At 70.4% G+C, this 16,546-nt stretch carries 14 protein-coding genes and 1 pseudogene; 7 read left to right on the forward strand and 8 right to left on the reverse strand.

The features are described from left to right. The 3 genes and pseudogenes from E1267_RS47675 to E1267_RS23775 all read right to left on the reverse strand — a co-directional run. Positions 1–1,242 (reverse strand): annotated as a pseudogene (locus E1267_RS47675) (MGH1-like glycoside hydrolase domain-containing protein); the annotation flags it as partial. Beyond that, positions 1,173–1,958, reverse strand: a complete 786-nt coding sequence (locus E1267_RS23770; RefSeq protein ID WP_132335068.1) for a sugar phosphate isomerase/epimerase family protein — start codon at positions 1,956–1,958, stop codon at positions 1,173–1,175. The pseudogene E1267_RS47675 and the gene E1267_RS23770, both read right to left, overlap by 70 nt. Further along, positions 1,955–2,989 (reverse strand): zinc-dependent alcohol dehydrogenase, encoded by a 1,035-nt coding sequence (locus E1267_RS23775; protein ID WP_132335070.1) that lies wholly within the window; start codon positions 2,987–2,989, stop codon positions 1,955–1,957. Before E1267_RS23775 ends, E1267_RS23770 begins: the two co-directional genes overlap by 4 nt. A gap of 113 nt (positions 2,990–3,102) precedes the next feature. Here E1267_RS23775 and E1267_RS23780 point away from each other — a divergent pair, with 113 nt between their 5' ends. Genes E1267_RS23780 through E1267_RS23800 form a run of 5 tightly spaced genes read left to right on the forward strand, consistent with a single transcriptional unit; the run spans position 3,103 to position 8,321 of the window. Next, the gene (locus E1267_RS23780; RefSeq protein WP_132335072.1) at positions 3,103–3,990 is read left to right on the forward strand and encodes a sugar phosphate isomerase/epimerase family protein; all 888 of its coding nucleotides are present in this window, start codon (positions 3,103–3,105) and stop codon (positions 3,988–3,990) included. Positions 3,991–4,020: 30 nt separating this feature from the next. After that, on the forward strand, positions 4,021–5,385 hold the full coding sequence (locus E1267_RS23785; RefSeq protein ID WP_132335074.1) for an ABC transporter substrate-binding protein: 1,365 nt from the start codon (positions 4,021–4,023) through the stop codon (positions 5,383–5,385). Between the two features lie 8 nt (positions 5,386–5,393). After that, positions 5,394–6,305 (forward strand): carbohydrate ABC transporter permease, encoded by a 912-nt coding sequence (locus E1267_RS23790; protein ID WP_201760815.1) that lies wholly within the window; start codon positions 5,394–5,396, stop codon positions 6,303–6,305. After that, on the forward strand, positions 6,302–7,147 hold the full coding sequence (locus tag E1267_RS23795) for a carbohydrate ABC transporter permease (protein ID WP_246064201.1): 846 nt from the start codon (positions 6,302–6,304) through the stop codon (positions 7,145–7,147). The genes E1267_RS23790 and E1267_RS23795 overlap by 4 nt, the downstream gene beginning before the upstream one ends. A 4-nt stretch (positions 7,148–7,151) precedes the next feature. Further along, positions 7,152–8,321 (forward strand): ROK family transcriptional regulator, encoded by a 1,170-nt coding sequence (locus tag E1267_RS23800; RefSeq protein ID WP_132335078.1) that lies wholly within the window; start codon positions 7,152–7,154, stop codon positions 8,319–8,321. A gap of 4 nt (positions 8,322–8,325) precedes the next feature. Here the strand turns inward: E1267_RS23800 and E1267_RS23805 are convergent, their stop codons facing one another. Continuing rightward, on the reverse strand, positions 8,326–9,075 hold the full coding sequence (locus tag E1267_RS23805; protein WP_132335080.1) for a helical backbone metal receptor: 750 nt from the start codon (positions 9,073–9,075) through the stop codon (positions 8,326–8,328). Between the two features lie 64 nt (positions 9,076–9,139). On the opposite strand from E1267_RS23805, the gene E1267_RS23810 reads away from it, so the two are divergent. Further along, positions 9,140–10,051 (forward strand): TIGR03619 family F420-dependent LLM class oxidoreductase, encoded by a 912-nt coding sequence (locus tag E1267_RS23810; protein WP_132335081.1) that lies wholly within the window; start codon positions 9,140–9,142, stop codon positions 10,049–10,051. On the opposite strand, the gene tpx is transcribed toward E1267_RS23810, so the two are convergent. The 4 genes from tpx to icmF all read right to left on the reverse strand — a co-directional run bounded on the left by tpx (position 10,021) and on the right by icmF (position 15,250). Next, on the reverse strand, positions 10,021–10,521 hold the full coding sequence (gene tpx, locus E1267_RS23815) for a thiol peroxidase (protein ID WP_132335083.1): 501 nt from the start codon (positions 10,519–10,521) through the stop codon (positions 10,021–10,023). The two genes, E1267_RS23810 and tpx, sit on opposite strands and share 31 nt — an antisense overlap. A gap of 70 nt (positions 10,522–10,591) precedes the next feature. Next, a complete protein-coding gene (locus tag E1267_RS23820) occupies positions 10,592–11,566 on the reverse strand; it encodes a helix-turn-helix domain-containing protein (RefSeq protein ID WP_132335085.1) in 975 nt (324 codons plus the stop codon). A 101-nt stretch (positions 11,567–11,667) separates the two neighbouring features. After that, the gene (locus E1267_RS23825) at positions 11,668–11,913 is read right to left on the reverse strand and encodes a hypothetical protein (protein ID WP_132335087.1); all 246 of its coding nucleotides are present in this window, start codon (positions 11,911–11,913) and stop codon (positions 11,668–11,670) included. A 124-nt stretch (positions 11,914–12,037) separates the two neighbouring features. Then, complete coding sequence (gene icmF / locus E1267_RS23830) at positions 12,038–15,250, reverse strand: fused isobutyryl-CoA mutase/GTPase IcmF (RefSeq protein WP_132335089.1); 3,213 nt, start codon at positions 15,248–15,250, stop codon at positions 12,038–12,040. A gap of 104 nt (positions 15,251–15,354) precedes the next feature. Between icmF and E1267_RS23835 the strand changes: the two genes are divergently transcribed. Then, on the forward strand, positions 15,355–16,404 hold the full coding sequence (locus E1267_RS23835) for a glucose 1-dehydrogenase (protein ID WP_132335101.1): 1,050 nt from the start codon (positions 15,355–15,357) through the stop codon (positions 16,402–16,404). Positions 16,405–16,546: the final 142 nt, after the last annotated feature.

The raw sequence follows: 16,546 nt of genomic DNA on the forward strand, positions 1-16,546 counted from the left end.
GTCGTGGCAGCCGTGGCCGCGCAGCGTGAACGGGTCGAAGTACTCGCGGAACCCGGCGCCGGACACCGCGGCGATCATCCCTTCGGCGAGCGGCGCGGCCAGGTCGGGGCGGCGGTCCTTGAGACCCTGCCAGACGAGCCAGGCCAGGTTGATCCAGCTCGGGCCGCGCCAGTAGCGGGCGGTGTCGAACTCGGGCGCGGACGGCGAGTAGCTCGGCAGCACCCCGTCCTTGAGCGCGAACCGGTCGAGCGCGGTGCCGACCAGCGCGTTGACGATCTCGCGCGGCAGGCCGGGCAGCAGGAGCGGGGTCAGCCCGGCGGCGCTGCTGGAGCGGACCAGGCAGCCCGTACGCACGTCGCGGGCGTGGAAGAGGCCGTCGTCGTAGAGGTGCTCGACCATGGCGGCGGTGATCGAGGCCGCCTCGCGCTCGTGCGGCGCCGGGTCGAACCCGCACTCCGCGGCGATGCCGGCGAGGGTGGACTCGGCGACGCCGTACGCCGCGTTGAACAGGGGGTCCTCGACCTGGAACGCCCCGGGGTCGCGGTAGCCGGAGTCGCGGTAGGCGCGGGCGAGGGCGACGTACCGTTCGTAGTCGCGGTCGGTGGGCCGCTCGTCGGCGCTGACGGCGTCGAGGTCTTTGCGCACGAACCCGGCCGCGCCCGCCTCGACCGCCTGGAGCGGCAGGTCCCAGGCCGGGCTGTTGTCCATGCCCGACTCCCAGGGGTGCACGATCGAGACCAGGCCCTCGGGAGACCGCCGGGCGACGCGCAGGAACTCCTGCTGGGCCACGAGGCGCGGGTAGATGCGGCGCAGGAACGCCACGTCGGGCTCGGCCAGGTGCGTCTTCCACGCCGCCAGCGCGTGGACCGGCGGCTGGACGAGGCCCGAGGTCGCGGAGCCCGACGGGGCTCGCGAGCGCCAGAACGCGGGGCCGGGGAAGTACGCGCCGTCGGGCACCGCGGGGTTGAACACGATGTGCGGCACCCGGCCGTCGTACCACTGCGCCCCGAACAACGACAGCAGCTCCGTACGGGCCCTGCGCGGCGACCAGCGGGCGTTGCCGATGGCGACGAAGGCGGAGTCCCAGCTCCACTGGTGCGGGTAGAGACGGCGGGAGGGGATCGTGTAGCCGCCGTCCCAGTTGCTCACCAGGACGCGCACGGCCGCGCGGATCACAGGTATTTCCTGACGAAGGCCGCCGTCTGGGGTAGGACGATCTCGGGCTCGCCGCGCAGGCGGCATTCGAGCGCGAGATAGCCGTCGAAGCCGACGGCGTCGAGCGTGGCCAGTTGCGCGCCCCAGTCGAGGTGGCCGGTGCCCGGCTGGTTCCTGTTGGACTCGCTGATCTGCATGTGCGCGATGTAGGGGGCGGCCTCGGCCAGCGAGCGGCAGGGGTCGTCCTCCTCGATGTTCATGTGGTAGGTGTCGCCGACGATCCTGATGGAGTCCATCGCGCAGTAGGAGACCGCCTCGGCCAGCGTGTTGACCATGTGGTTCTCGTAGCGGTTGAGCGGCTCCAGCATGATCAGCACGCCGTTGCGCTGCGCGTGCTCGCCGAGGATGCCGAGCGCCTCGGCCAGCACCTCGCGGTCCTCCGCGGCGCTGCGCGGCGGCTCGAACGGCGGCAGCCTGCGCGAGAACTGCCCCCAGGAGGCGGGGGTCATCACGCCGATGCCACCGAGCTCGCCGATCACGGTCAGCTGGGACCTGAGCTGCTGGATGGCGTCCTTGCGCTTGGCCGGGTCGAAGTCGCCGATGAAGTGCGGCATGTCCACGCACACGGTCGGCATGACCACGCCGTCGGCCAGCGCCCGCTTGAGCTCGGTCAGACGGCCCGCGAAGTGGAAATCGCCCTTGCCGCGCAGCTCGATGGCGTCGAACCCGGCGTCGACCGCGAACGCGTACTTCTCCTGCAGCGTGCGGCCGGGAAGAAGCTGCTCCTGTACGGCGAGCTTCACTGTGACTCCTTGAAATCGAAGACGAGCTGGAGCACCTCTGACGGGTGCCGGTCGAGCAGGTCGTAGGCCTCGGCGGCCCGCTCGGCGGGGACGACGTGCGTGACCAGGTCACGCGTCTCGACCTCGCCGCGGTGCACGAGTTCCATGAACGTGCGCTGCAGGCGTTCGACGTCCCAGCGGTGCGCCAGCCACGAGGCGACACCGCCGATCTGGGAGGAGACGAGCTGCACCTGGTTGTGGTGGAACTCCTCGCCCAGGCGCAGCCCCATGCCGTCGCCCTGGTAGAAGCCGGCGGCCACCACCCGGCCGCTCTTGCGCACGGTCCTGATCGCCTCGTGCAGGCCCTGGTGGGTGCCGCTGAGCTCGATGACGGTGTCGGCGCCCTCGACGCGCTTGCGCATGAACTCGGCGACCGACCCCGAGGTGACGTCGAACGTCTCGGCCGCGCCGAACGCCCTGGCCCGTTCGAGCCGGTCGGCGATGGCGTCGGCGGCCACCACCCTGGCGCCGCTGAGCACGGCCAGGCGGGTGGCGAGCAGCCCGATGACGCCTTGGCCGAAGATCGCGACCTGGTCGCCGAGGTGCACGTCGGCGGCGTGTACGGCGTTGAGCGCGATGGCCCCGACCCGGGCGAGGACCCCGCTCAGCGGGTCGGCCCCTGGCGGCACGACGTGGCCGACGAGTTTGGCGGCCGGCACGACGGCCTCGGCGCGGTGGCCCCAGATGCCCCAGACGACGCTGCCGGGAGGTGGGGCGGCGACGTCGGGCGCCGCCTCCACCACCTCGCCGACCTCCTGGTAGCCCCATCCGGCCAGCGGGTAGGCATGCGTCTGACCGTCGACGAAGAGCCGGCGCTCGGTGTCCCACTTGCGGCTGAGATAGGGGTTGGTGCCTCGATAGGCGGTGAGTTCGGTGCCCGCCGAAACTCCCGAGTAGATCGTGCGTACGCGCACGGAACCCGGCACGAGCTCGGCGGGCGACTCGGAGTTGACGCGGACTTGGCCTGGCTCTTCAAAGGTGATGACGCGCATTCCCCACACTTACGCTTTATGATCAGACAAAAGTCAAAGATTTAGTCGTTGTTTGCACACCATAGTTGCGCTTGTAACGGTCGCAAGTCTACGACTTCCGCTTGGAGGTGCTGATGAAATTGGGGTTTCTGACAACGTGTCTTCCGGAAAGCGACCTTACCGACATCGCTCGATGGGCGGCAGGACAGGGCTTCGAGGCCCTCGAAGTGGCGGGCTGGCCGTCGCCGGACGACCGAAATCACATCAGAGTAGATCGTTTTGATGACGCAGAACGTGATCGGGTCGGGCGCATCTTCGCGGAGACCGGACTGACGCTTTCCTCGATCGCCTACTACGAGAACAATCTGCACCCTGAGCAAGGGGCGCAGGTGAACGCCCACGTGAGGCGGTGCGTCGACGCCGCCGCCGCGCTGGGCTGCCCCACGGTCGGCACGTTCGTGGGCCGCGACCCCGGGCTGCCGGTGGCCGACAACCTCAAGCGGGCCGCCGACGTCTTCGGCCCGCTGGTGGAGTACGCCGCCCGGCACGGCGTGCAGATCGTGATCGAGAACTGCGTGATGAAAAGCTGGCATCCCGATGGTTATCCCGGGAACCTGGCCTACTCCCCCGAGCTGTGGGAGTGGATGTACACGCTCGGGCTCAAGCTCAACTACGACCCCTCGCACCTGGTGGCGCTCGGCATCGACCCGGTCGCGGCGTTGCGGCCCCATCTCGCGAACGTCGCGCACGTCCAGGCCAAGGACACCGAGTTCCTGCCCGGCAAGCTCGACCGCTACGGTTTCCACGGCCCGATCAGCGGCGAGAAGGGCTGGTACCGCTTCCGCGTGCCCGGCCTCGGCCGGGTCGACTGGACCCGGGTGATCGACGTGCTCTACGAGGGCGGATATGACGGTGTGGTCTCCGTGGAGCACGAGGACCCCGTCTGGAGCGGCAGCACGGCGAGGGTGCAGACCGGTCTAGGTATCGCTTACCGCACGTTGCGTCATCTCATGCCTGGGTAAATGCGGCGTATCCCAGCAGAGGAGCGCGCCATGCCGAAGAAGGTCACCGCCGTCCTCTCCGCCGCACTGCTGTCCGTCGTTCTGACGGCCTGCGGCGACGACGGCGGCGCATCCGGGAACGACCAGATCACGGTCTGGACGGAGGAGAACCTCCCCGACCGGATGGCCGTCCAGAACGCCGTCATCTCCGAGTTCACCCAGAAGACCGGGATCAAGGTGAAGCTGGTCGGCGTGGCCGAGGACCAGTTCAGCCAGACCCTGACGGCCGCCGCCGCGGCGGATGACCTGCCGGACGTGATCGGGGCGCTACCGCTGGCGGCCGTACGCGAGATGGAGGCCAACGACCTGCTCGACACCGAGACGCCCGCCCAGGTCGTCGACCGGCTCGGCAGGGAGACGTTCTCGCCACGCGCGCTGGAGCTCGACAGCTCCGGAGGCACGCTGCTCGCGGTGCCCAGCGACGGGTGGGCGCAGCTGGTCCTCTACCGCAAGGACCTGTTCGACAAGGCGGGGCTGGAGCCGCCGGACACGTACGAGAGGCTGGAGGCCGCGGCGGCGAAGCTCAACACGGGCGGGGTGGCCGGCATCACGATGGCGATCGCGCCGAAGGACTCGTTCACCGCGCAGAGCTTCGAGCATGTGGCGCAGGCGAACGGCTGCCAGCTGGTCGACAATTCCGGAAATGTCACCCTTGACTCGCCGCAGTGCGTGCAGGCCTTCGCGTTCTACGGCAAGCTGGCGCGCGACTACTCCGTCAAGGGCAAGCAGGACGTCGACTCCACCCGCGCCAACTACTTCGCGGGCAGGGCCGCCATGACGATCTGGTCGTCGTTCATCCTCGACGAGCTGGCCGGGCTGCGGAAGGACGCGCCGCCGAACTGCCGGGAGTGCCGTTCCGACCCCGAATGGCTGGCCGCGAACACCGGGGTGGTCACGGCGCTGAAGGGCCCCCAGGGCGGCGCGCCCGCGCAGTACGGCGAGATCGTCTCGTGGGCGATCACCCGCGACGCCGCCAAGGACCCGTCCGCCGCCTTCGTCTCCTACATGATGAACGAGGGGTACGAACGCTGGATCGGCATGGCGCCCGAGGGCAAGTTCCCCACCCGCGAGGGCGTCGCTGACCGGTGGGACGACCTGCCCGCGGGGGTCGACGCCAAGAAGCCGCTGGCCGACGTCTACCCCGCCGACGTGCTCGACGCCCTGCGCGAGAGCCCCGGCACGTTCGCCCGCTGGGGCATCCCACAGGGGCAGGGCAAGCTCGTCGGCGCCACGATGGGCGAGCTGCCCGTGCCGAAGGCGCTGAGCGCGGTCGCCGACGGCTCCCTGACCCCGCAGGCCGCCGCCGCGCAGGCGAAGCGCGAGGTGGAGTCCATCAAGCGCGGGATCCGCGAATGAGCCCGCTCATGCGGCCCCGGACCCTGCGCGAACAGGAGGGACGGGCCGGCCTGGCCCTGATCTCGCCGACTCTGGTGATCACGCTGGTCGTGGTGGTGCTGCCGCTGCTCTGGGCGATCATGCTGGCGTTCCAGGACGTCAGGCTGATCAACATCCGGCAGGTGGGCCTGTTCGGTCGTTACACGCTGGAGAACTTCTCGTACGTGATGTCCGAGCCGGGTTTCTGGCCGGCGCTGGTCAACACGCTCGTCTACACCGTCGCGGGCACGGCGTTGTCGATCGCGATCGGGCTGGTCACCGCGCTGGCGCTGCGCGACAGGTTCAGGGGACGGACCCTGGTCAGGGCCGCCGTCCTCATCCCGTACGTGGCCCCGGTCGTCGCGGTGGCGTTCCTGTGGGAGACGATGCTCAACCCGCAGTACGGCATCGTCAACACCTGGCTCAGCGAGCCGATCGCGTTCCTCACCCAGGCCAAGGGCGAGTTTCTGGGCGTCGAGGTGCCGGTGGCGCTGCTGACGGTGATCGCGTTCGAGGCGTGGCGGTATTTCCCGTTCGCGTTCCTGTTCATCCTGGCCAGGCTGCAGGCGCTGCCGGCCGAGCTGGACGAGGCGGCGGTGGTCGACGGAGCCACGCCCACCCAGCGGTTCCGTTACGTGATCATGCCGCAGCTGTGGCGGATCATCGCGCTGCTGTCGGTGCTGCGGTTCGTGTTCACGTTCACCAAGTTCGACGACGTCTACCTGCTGACCGGCGGCGGAGCCGGGACCGAGGTGGTCAGCGTGCGGGTCTACACCTTCCTGACCGCGCGCGACGACATCGGCGCCTCGGCTGCGCAGGCCATCGTGCTGGCGATCTTCCTGGTCGTGTTCCTGACGCTCTATCTGCGCTTCTTCGCGGGAAGCACGGGTGAGCGGCCGTGAGCAGGGACAGGTTCGAGCGGCGGATGTTCGCGGTGCTCAGGCCGCTGGCGATCGTGTTCCTCTTCCTGATCACCGCGTTCCCGTTCCTCTACATGGTGATGTTGTCCGTACGCGACATCCAGGAGCTCATCCTGGAGCCGGGCTCGCTCTGGCCGCGCGACCTCACCCTCGACACCTACGTGGACGTGCTGACCAGGCAGGGTTTCCTGACCTTCCTCAGGAACAGCACGATCGTGGCGGTGGCCTCGGTGGCGGTCACGCTGCTGGTCTCGATCCCCGGCGCGTACGCCGTCGCGCGGCTGCGCTTCTTCGGGCGGCGGCAGGTGCACGTCCTGTTCCTCGCGGTCTACCTGTTCCCCGCGATCGTGCTGGCCATCCCGCTGTTCGTGCTGCTGACGATGCTCGGCCTTCGGGGGTCACTGGCCGGGCTGATCCTCGTTTACATCGCGCAGACGGTGCCCGTCACGGTATACATGCTCCGCAACTACTTCGAGACCGTGCCGCAGAGTGTCGAGGAGGCGGCGGCGATCGACGGGTGCACGAGGTTGTCCACCATCTGGCGGGTGGTGTTGCCGCTGTCCAAGCCCGCGCTGATGGCCACCGGCCTGTACGCGTTCATGATCGCCTGGAACGAGTTCCTGTTCGCCCTGCTCTTCCTGGTGGAGCGGCGGGAGAGCTGGACGGTTTCCCTGGGCCTGTCACAGCTCGCGGGCAGCATCGAGGTCCCGACGACGGTGCTGATGGCGGGATCGGTGGTGCTGACGCTGCCCATCGTGATCGTGTTCTTCGCCGGTGAGCGCCTGCTGACGGAGGGGCTCACGGCCGGAGCGGAGAAGGGATGAGGGCATGCTGACGGCAGGGCAGATCCTCCAGCACATCCGCCATGGCACCTGCCGGACGCGCAAGGAGCTGATCGAGCACACCGGCCTGTCCCGCTCGACGGTCACCGACCGGGTCGACCGGCTCATCGAGGCCGGCTACATCCACGAGTCGGGGGTGGCCGTGTCCGGAGGCGGGCGGCCGCCCTCGGTGCTGGCCGTGGACGCCACCAGGCGGCTGATGCTGGTGGCCGATCTGGGCGCCGCCCACGCCAGGGTGGCGCTGACGGATCTGGCGGCCAGGCCGCTGGCCGAGGAGCGCACTGACATGCGCATCGAGCTCGGGCCCGAGGCCGTGCTGTCGTGGGTGCGGCAGGCGTTCCAGCGGCTCCTGGACCGGGCCGGGCGGGCCGCGGGCGAGGTGTGCGGGATCGGCCTGGACGTGCCCGGCTCGGTCGACCACGCCACCGGCAGGCTGATCCGGTCGTTCCTGATGCCGGGGTGGGACGACCATCCGGTCGGCGAGGCCCTGGGCGCGGACTACGACGTGCCGATCATGGTGGAGAACGACGCGAACGCGATGGCGCTGGGCGAGTGGTGGTCGAGGTGGCGGGAAACGGAGTCGCTGGTCCTCATCAAGGTGTCGACCGGGATAGGAACCGGCATCGTGCTCAAGGGATCGATATATCGCGGCGTTGAGGATGCCGCCGGAAATATCGGGCATGTGCGGTTGCGCGAGACCGACGAGCGGGTCTGCACCTGCGGCTCGCGCGGCTGCGTGGCCTCCATGGCCAGCGGCCAGGCCGTCGCCGCCGACCTCGGCCACGCGGCCAGCCGCGACGTCGTCCGCCTCGTGCAGGCCGGCGATCCCGAGGCCATCGCGCGCACCCAGGAGGCGGGGCGCACGCTGGGCGCGGTGCTGGCCACGGCGGTCAGCCTGCTCAATCCGGGCGTGCTGGTGCTGGCCGGCGACATGGCCGACACCAGGGAGCATTACCTGACGGGCATCAGGGAGATCGTCTACCGGCGCAGCCTGCCGTACACGACCGCCAACCTGGAGATCGTCACCACGTCGCTGGGCGAGCGGGCGGGGATCGTCGGGATGGCGGTCATCGTCATGCAGCACGTGCTCTCCCCCGCCGCCGTGGACGCCGCGCTCGGCGTGCACGGCCCCGCCGGCCGGGGGCGCGTGCGGTGACCGGTCAGCCCAAGGCGCGGCGGAGCAGAGAGGGCGCCTCCACGAGCGAGGGGCCGTACCACGTGAGCAGGCGCCCGCTGACCAGGGCACAGGCGAGCCCGGGGAACGCCTCGGGCCCGTCGGTCCCGGAGAACGCGTACGGCTCGTCCGGCAGCACCACCAGGTCGGGCCGGCGCTCGTTCAGCTCGGGCAGCGAGATCTTGGGGTAACGCTCGGCGTGGCCCGCGTAGAGGTTGTCCACGCCGAGACGCCGCAGCACGTCGCCGGTGAACGTGTCGCGGCCGACCACCATCCACGGCCGCCGCCAGATCGGCACGATCGCCGTACGCCGGGAGCCTTCTTGCGGCGTGTGCCACGCCCGCTCGGCCGCGTCGAGCCACCCGGGCCGGTCGCTGCGGCACGCGTACGCGAACATGCGGCCCAAGGAGGCGAACGCGTCGTCCAGGGTCTCGATCCTCGTCACCCAGACCGGGACGCCCGCCGCGCGCAGCGCCTCGATGTCGGGCGGGCGGTTCTCCTCGGCGTTGGCGAGAACCACGTCGGGTCTCAGCTTCCTGATCGCGTCGAGGTCGGGGTTCTTCGTGCCCCTGACCCTGGCCACGTCGAGGCCGGCCGGGTGGGTGCACCAGTCGGTCGCACCCACCAGCGCCTCGGGCACGGTCGCCGCCACCGACTCGGTCAGCGACGGCACCAGCGACACGATCCGGCGTACGGTCTCCGGGATCTCCACGCGCGCACCGGTGTCGTCTTCCACGACACGAGCCTAAAGGCATGCGGACCCGTAGAATCCACGCCATGCGCCGGAGGACGACCGAGTGATGGACGTGGGGCTGGCCGTGCCTCAGTACGGCAGGTTCGCCGCGCTGTCGAGCGTGCTGCGGGTGGCGCGGGAGGCCGAGTCGATGGGGTTCGCCGGCCTGTGGGCGGGCGACCGGCTGCTGACGCCGCTGCGGCCTAAGGACCGTTACCCGGGTGGCGACGGCCGGGTGCCGGAGGCGCACCGGGTGTTCCTCGACCCGTTCGCGGTGCTCTCGGTGGCGGCCTCGGCCACCTCCTCCATCCGGCTGGGCACCAGCGCGCTCAACGCCTGCTGGTATCCCCCGGCGGTGCTGGCCCGCTCGCTCACCACGATCGACCACCTCAGCGGCGGCCGGCTGGACGTCGGCCTCGGGCTCGGCTGGTCGTCCGACGAGTACGCCGCAGCCGGGGTGCCCTGGCGTGACCGGGCGAGCCGTTACGACGCCACGATCGACGCGCTGGAGGCGATCTGGCGCGACGACCCCGTGTCTTTCGAGCACGAGTTGTGGACCATCGTGCCCAGCCACATCGAGCCCAAGCCGGCCCGCCGCCCGCCGCTCTATCTGGGCGGTTTCGCCGAGCCCGCGCTGCGCCGCATCGGCCGCCGGGCCGACGGCTGGCTGACGGCCTCGCTGCCGATCCCGATGCTGAGCGCGATGTGGCGCACGGTACGCGAGACGGCGGAGCGGGCCGGGCGTGACCCCGGGGCGCTCCGCATGGTGCTGCGGGCCAACCCCGAGATCACCGATCGGGGCAGGCCGCCCCGAAGCGGCACGGTCGCCCAGATCTGCGGCTATCTCGCCACCGCGGCGGAGGCCGGGGTCCATTCAGTGATCATCGACCTCCAGCACACCGCCACGAGCGACGAGCATCTACTGGAGCTGGCCGCGCAGTTCAGGGCTCACTTGAGCGCGGACAGCGCGGCGTCGTAGTCGGGCTCCTGCGTGATCTCCGGCACCAGCTCTGAGTAGACGACCTTGTTGTCGCCGTCGAGCACGATGACCGCACGCGCGGCCAGCCCGGCCAGCGGCCCCGACTCCTGCGCGACACCGTAGTCGGCCAGGAACTCGCGGCCCCGCATGAGCGAGAGCGTGGTCACCTTGTCGAGCCCTTCGGAACCGCAGAACCGCTTCTGCGCGAACGGCAGGTCGGCGGAGACGCAGAGCACGGCGACGTCGGGGTGCTCGGACGCCACCTGGTTGAAGCGGCGCACCGAGGCCGCGCAGACGCCGGTGTCGAGGCTCGGGAAGATGTTGAGCACCTTGGTCCGCCCGCCGAAGTCGGCGAGCGTGCGCTCGCTCAGGTCGTCGCCGACCAGGCGGAACGCCGGCGCGCTGTCGCCCGGCTTGGGGAAGGAGCCGCCTACGGTGATGGGGTTGCCCTTGAACGTGACGTCGGACATGAGTGCCTCCTGGTAGCGATGTTCGATTCACTGGATATCAGGTCATGCCCCTGTTCCACGAACCAGGGGGTCATGCCCAGCCGTGGCGGGCGGCGTGCCAGCCGAGTTGCACGCGCGTACGCACGCCCGCGAGGTCCATGAGCGCGCGCAGCCGCCGCTGGAGCGTGCGCAGCGACAGGTCGAGCTGGCCCGCCACGGCCTCGTCGGTCAGCCCCGACAGCAGCAGGCCGAGGATCTTCCTGTCCAGTTCGGTGACCGCCGGCTCCGGCTGCTCGTCCAGCGTGCCGCAGTCGTCGGGACGGAGCGGGTAGGCTCGCTGCCACACCGCGTCGAACAGCGCCTCCACAGCGCTGAGCAGGCCGCTGCGGTGCAGCAGCACGGCCGCGGGCTCGCCGCCCGGCTCGGTGGTCAGGGGGACGAGGGCCAGCTCCCCGTCGGCCATGATCAGCTTGATGGGCAGTTTGTCCGCCACCCTGACCTGCACGCCCCTGCGTACGGAGTCGAGGGTCATCGCCGCGACGCCGGGGGTGGCCAGCACCTCGCGCTCCAGCACCACGAGATATTCCACGCCGCGTTCGACGGCCTGGTCCTCGGCGGTGTTGTCGCCGGGCGGCACCGCCACGAACGGCGCCGTGGAGAACGAGCGCACCTGCTTGCCCGCCGCCCACTGGATCTGCAGGAAACGTTGCCGTACCGCTTCCATGCCGGTCACGACCTCGATGAGGTCTCCGGCGGCGCGGTCGGTGGCGGCCATCCTGTGCTGCTCGGCGAGCGCCACGATGGCCAGCTCCGCGGTGCGCAGCTCCTCCCTGCGTGCGGTGAGCAGGCCACCGAGCGCGACGGAGGGCGGCGCGGCCACGTGCAGGACGGGTGCGCCGGCCACCCGCGAGACCAGACCGCGCCCGATCAGGGCGACCAGGTCCTCCTCGACCGAGGAGCGCGAGCGGTCGAGCGCCTCGGCGAGCTCGGTGGCGTCGCGGGGCACGCCGATGAGGAAGCGGTAGACGGCCTCCTCGCCGGCTGTGAGACCCAGCGCTTCGAGCACGGTGCCCGCCTCTCCCCTCCTCTGGTCGGAACGCCGACCAGTATGCGAGAGACGACAGGGCCGAAGACGACATCAGCCCGCAATCGTGACTGCACGGTTATTCAGCCACGATCGCCCGGATGCTCTGCTGGCTTCACCGTGCCGCGCTCGGCGTGGGCCGCGGTGGCCTTCAGCGCCGCGCCCTTGAGGCTGGGGAACGCGCGGACGACCTCCGCCCCCGTCATGGAGCGCGGCGTCGCGCCCCGGTAGGTGGCGATCACCGGCGGCGTGCCCCGGTAACCCATCGCGGCCAGGTGTGTGACGTTGAACAACCGCGCGTCCAGCCGGCCGGTCGCGACCAGCGGCATGGCCTCGTCCGGCAGGACGTAGACACGGTCGCCGGTGACGAGGGTGAGGTCCGTTTCCGCCCTGCCACGGGTAGGTCATCCGCCGGCGGGAACCCGCCCTGACGGGATCCCGCCAGCGGACGCCTCAGACGTTGCGGCGGTACTGTCCCCCGGCCTCGAACAGCGCGTCGGTGATCTGGCCGAGCGAGCAGACGCGGGCCGCGTCCATCAGCACCTCGAACGCGTTCTCCTCCGACATCGCCGCCTCGCGGAGCCTGGCCAGCTGCGCGGGCGACTCGGAGCGGTTGCGCTCGTGGAAGGCGCGCAGGCGGTCGAGCTGCGAGCGCTTCTCCTCCTCCGTGCCCCTGGCCAGCTCCAGCGTGTGGGCATCGGAGTCCTCACCGTGCGCGCCGTTGCGGAAGGTGTTGACGCCGACGATGGGCAGCGAGCCGTCGTGCTTGCGCATCTCGTACAACATCGACTCGTCCTGGATCTTGCCGCGCTGGTAGCCGGTCTCCATCGCGCCGAGCACGCCGCCGCGGTCCGACAGCCGCTCGAACTCGCCGAGCACCGCCTCCTCCACCAGATCGGTGAGCTCCTCGATGATGAACGAGCCCTGCAGCGGGTTCTCGTTCGTGGCCAGGCCCCACTCCTTGTTGATGATGAGCTGGATCGCCATGGCCCGGCGCACCGAGTCGGCCGACGGCGTGGTCACCGCCTCGTCGAAGGCGTTGGTGTGCAGGCTGTTGCAGTTGTCGTAGATGGCGATCAGCGCCTGCAGCGTGGTGCGGATGTCGTTGAAGTTCATCTCCTGCGCGTGCAGGGACCGGCCCGAGGTCTGGATGTGGTACTTCAGCTTCTGCGAGCGCTCGCCTGCGCCGTACCTCTCCCGCATGGCCACCGCCCAGATGCGGCGGGCCACCCGCCCGAGCACGCTGTACTCCGGGTCCATGCCGTTGGAGAAGAAGAACGACAGGTTCGGGGCGAAGTCGTCGATCTTCATGCCCCTGGCGAGGTACGCCTCCACGTACGTGAAGCCGTTGGCCAGCGTGAAGGCCAGCTGGCTGATGGGGTTGGCCCCGGCCTCGGCGATGTGGTAGCCGGAGATCGAGACCGAGTAGAAGTTGCGCACGCCGTTCCTGATGAACCACTCCTGGATGTCGGCCATCATGCGCAGCGAGAACTCCGTGGAGAAGATGCAGGTGTTCTGCCCCTGGTCCTCCTTGAGGATGTCGGCCTGCACGGTGCCCCTGACCGTCGCCAGGGTGCGGGCGCGCAGGTCGGCGTCCTCCTGCTCGCCGGGGTCGCGGCCGTGCTCGGCGCGGAACCGGTCGCGGGCCTGCTCGATGGCGGCGTTGAGGTAGAAGGCCAGGATCGTGGGGGCCGGCCCGTTGATCGTCATGGACACCGACGTGTTGGGCGCCGCCAGGTCGAAACCGTCGTAGAGCACCTTCATGTCGTCGAGCGTCGCGATGGAGACGCCCGAGGTGCCGACCTTCCCGTAGATGTCGGGCCGCAGGTCGGGGTCGTGGCCGTACAACGTCACCGAGTCGAACGCGGTCGACAGCCGGGTCGCGGGCTGGCCCTCCGACAGCAGCTTGAAGCGCCGGTTGGTGCGGAACGGGTCGCCCTCGCCGGCGAACATCCTCGTCGGATCCTCGTCGGCGCGCTTGAACGGGAACACCCCCGCGGTGAAGGGGAACATGCCCGGCAGGTTCTCCGAGCGCAGGAAGCGCAGCAGGTCGCCGTGGTCGGTGTAGCGGGGCAGGGCCACCCTGGGGACACGGTTACCGGACAGCGTCTCGCGCCAGAGCGGGGTGTGGATCTCGCGGTCGCGGACCTTCACCACCAGCTCGTCGGCGGTGTAGCGCTCCTTGACGTCCGGCCAGGCGTCGAGCAGCGCCCTGCTCTCGTCGCTGAGCTCCCGCCCGGCCTGGGCCTCCAGCTCGGCCAGCCGTCCGTCCCCCTCCTCCAGCAGCGACCGTACGGCGGCGAGCTGCTGACGGCGTCGGGCCACCTCCGCCTGCGCGAGGGTCTCGGCGTGGTACGCGCGCACGGTCTCGGCGATCTCGGCCAGGTAGCGCGCCCTGGCGGGCGGGACGATGGCGGCCGAGGCCCTGGAGGTGCGCTCGGACACCCTGGGCAGCAGCCCCGGCCCGGAGCCCGGCAGCAGGAGCGGCTTGAGGTGCTGGTAGAGGGCCGTCACGCCGCTGTCGTTGTAGCGGGCGGCGATGGTGCCGAAGACCGGCATCTCGTCCGGGGAGACGCCGAACGCCTCGCGGTTGCGTACGAGCTGGCGGCGCACGTCGCGCAGGGCGTCCTCCGCGCCGCGCCGCTCGTACTTGTTGATCACCACGGCCTCGGCGAAGTCGAGCATGTCGATCTTCTCCAGTTGGGAGGCCGCCCCGAACTCCGGCGTCATCACGTAGATGGGCACGTCGACGTGCGGGACGATCCCGGCGTCGCCCTGGCCGATGCCGGGCGTCTCCACGATCACCAGGTCGTGGCCCGCGGCTCGGCAGGCGGTGATCGCGTCGTCGAGGCAGGCGGGCACCTCGTTGGCGGCGCCGCGGGTGGCCAGGGAGCGGAAGTAGGTCTGGGGTCCCAGGCTGTTCATCCTGATGCGGTCGCCGAGCAGCGCGCCGCCGCCGCGCCTGCGGGTGGGGTCGATGGCGATGATCGCGATGCGCAACTTGTCGTCGTTGTCAACGCGGAACCTGCGCACGATCTCATCGGTCAGCGACGACTTGCCCGAGCCGCCCGTACCCGTGATGCCGAGCACCGGCGCCCTCGCGTCGCCCTCCTTCGCGCCCGCGGCCCGCAGGCCCTCCAGCAACGCCGCGGGGGCGCGCCCGGACTCCACGAGCGTGATCGCGCGGGCGAGCGCCGCCTGGTCTCCTGAGACCACGGCCTCCAGCGAGGGCGGATCGTCCAGCTCGACGTCACACTCCTCGATCAGCTTGTTGATCATCCCGGGCAGGCCGTAACGCTGACCGTCCTCGGGCGAGAAGATGCGGGCCACGCCGCGCGAGTGCAGCAGCTCGATCTCCTCGGGGACGATCACTCCCCCGCCGCCGCCGTACACCCTGACATGGCCCGCGCCGCGCTCGCGCAGCAGTTCCACCAGGTAGGAGAAGAACTCCACGTGCCCGCCCTGGTACGAGCTGATCGCCACCCCCTGGGCGTCCTCCTGGATGGCGGCCGTGACGATCTCGTCGACCGAACGGTTGTGCCCGAGATGGATGACCTCGGCCCCCTGTGACTGGAGGATGCGTCGCATGATGTTGATCGCCGCGTCATGGCCGTCGAACAGGGCCGCGGCGGTCACGAAACGGACTGGGTGTACCGGGACGTGCACGCCTGTTCACTCCTTCGTGAGGGTGTCATCTCCGAAGATACTAGGACGTCCTACTATTTCCCAAGCCCGTCCGGGGTAGGGTCCCGCTGGAGGGGGTGAGCGTGATGCGTGCACTGACGTTCGCACCGGGCAAGGCGGGGACGCTCCGCGTCGAGGAACTGCCCGAACCCGAACCCGGACAGGGCGAGCTGCTCGTCCAAGGACTGGCCCTGGGCATCTGCGGCACGGACCGCGAACTGGCCGCCGCCGAATACGGCTGGCCGCCGCCGGGCAGGGAACGCATGGTCATCGGACACGAGTCGCTCGGCCGGGTGCTCGAAGCGCCCGAAGGGTCCGCCTTCTCTCCCGGAGACCTGGTGGTGGGCGTGGTACGCCGGCCCGATCCCGAGCCCTGCGGGGCGTGCGCGCGGGGCGAGTTCGACATGTGCCGCAACGGCCGCTACACCGAGCGGGGCATCAAGGACCTCGACGGGTACGCCAGCGAGCGCTGGGTCATCGAATCCGGCTACGCCGTGCGCCTCGACCCGTCGCTGGCGACCGTCGGCATGCTGGTCGAGCCCACATCCGTGGTCGCCAAGGCGTGGGAGCAGATCGAGCGGATCGGGTCGCGGGCCTGGTTCGAGCCGCGCACACTGCTCGTCACCGGCGCGGGGCCCATCGGGCTGCTCGCCGCACTCCTCGGCAAGCAGCGGGGGCTCGACGTGCATGTGCTCGACCGCGCCCCCGAAGGGTTGAAGTCCAGCCTCGTGGAGGAACTCGGCGGCACCTACCACTCGGGCGCGTCGCTGGAGCCGTTCGCCGACGACAAGCCGGACATCATCATCGAGTGCACGGGCGTGGGGACGCTCGTCATCGACGCCATGCGCACCACCGCCGCCGGCGGCATCGTCTGCCTGTGCGGCCTCGCCCCAGGAGGGCGTACGCACCGGGTGGACGCCGGGGTGATCAACCGGGACATCGTGCTGGAGAACGACGTGGTCTTCGGCACGGTCAACGGCAACCTGCGCCACTTCAGGGACGCGGCGGCGGCCCTCGCCAAGGCGGACATCCGGTGGCTGGAACGGCTGATCACCCGCCGGCTGCCGCTCGAACGCGCACTGGAGGCCTTCGAACCGGACCACGACGTCAAGGTCGCCATCGACCTCCCGTCCTGACCGCCGGCCGCCTCGGCGGGGCGGCGGCCGGGTTCGCCGGTCCTGCCGGTGACCGGGCGGGGTCAGCGGGATTCGTACGGGCGGCGCCGGGTGGGTGTGGTCTGCCGGGTGGTCTGGTGGGCGGAGCCGGCCGGGACGCGGG

Origin of the sequence: Nonomuraea longispora (assembly GCF_004348345.1) — a bacterium.
Lineage (GTDB): Bacteria > Actinomycetota > Actinomycetes > Streptosporangiales > Streptosporangiaceae > Nonomuraea > Nonomuraea longispora.

What these genes read in the sequence shown, in the direction of transcription:
- E1267_RS23775 (WP_132335070.1), bottom strand. Translation starts at nt 2,989, where the DNA reads ATGCGCGTCATCACCTTTGAAGAGCCAGGCCAAGTCCGCGTCAACTCC.
- E1267_RS23780 (WP_132335072.1), top strand. Translation starts at nt 3,103, where the DNA reads ATGAAATTGGGGTTTCTGACAACGTGTCTTCCGGAAAGCGACCTTACC.
- E1267_RS23785 (WP_132335074.1), top strand. Translation starts at nt 4,021, where the DNA reads ATGCCGAAGAAGGTCACCGCCGTCCTCTCCGCCGCACTGCTGTCCGTC.
- E1267_RS23790 (WP_201760815.1), top strand. Translation starts at nt 5,394, where the DNA reads ATGCGGCCCCGGACCCTGCGCGAACAGGAGGGACGGGCCGGCCTGGCC.
- E1267_RS23800 (WP_132335078.1), top strand. Translation starts at nt 7,152, where the DNA reads ATGCTGACGGCAGGGCAGATCCTCCAGCACATCCGCCATGGCACCTGC.
- E1267_RS23810 (WP_132335081.1), top strand. Translation starts at nt 9,140, where the DNA reads ATGGACGTGGGGCTGGCCGTGCCTCAGTACGGCAGGTTCGCCGCGCTG.
- tpx (WP_132335083.1), bottom strand. Translation starts at nt 10,521, where the DNA reads ATGTCCGACGTCACGTTCAAGGGCAACCCCATCACCGTAGGCGGCTCC.
- E1267_RS23825 (WP_132335087.1), bottom strand. Translation starts at nt 11,913, where the DNA reads ATGCCGCTGGTCGCGACCGGCCGGCTGGACGCGCGGTTGTTCAACGTC.
- E1267_RS23835 (WP_132335101.1), top strand. Translation starts at nt 15,355, where the DNA reads ATGCGTGCACTGACGTTCGCACCGGGCAAGGCGGGGACGCTCCGCGTC.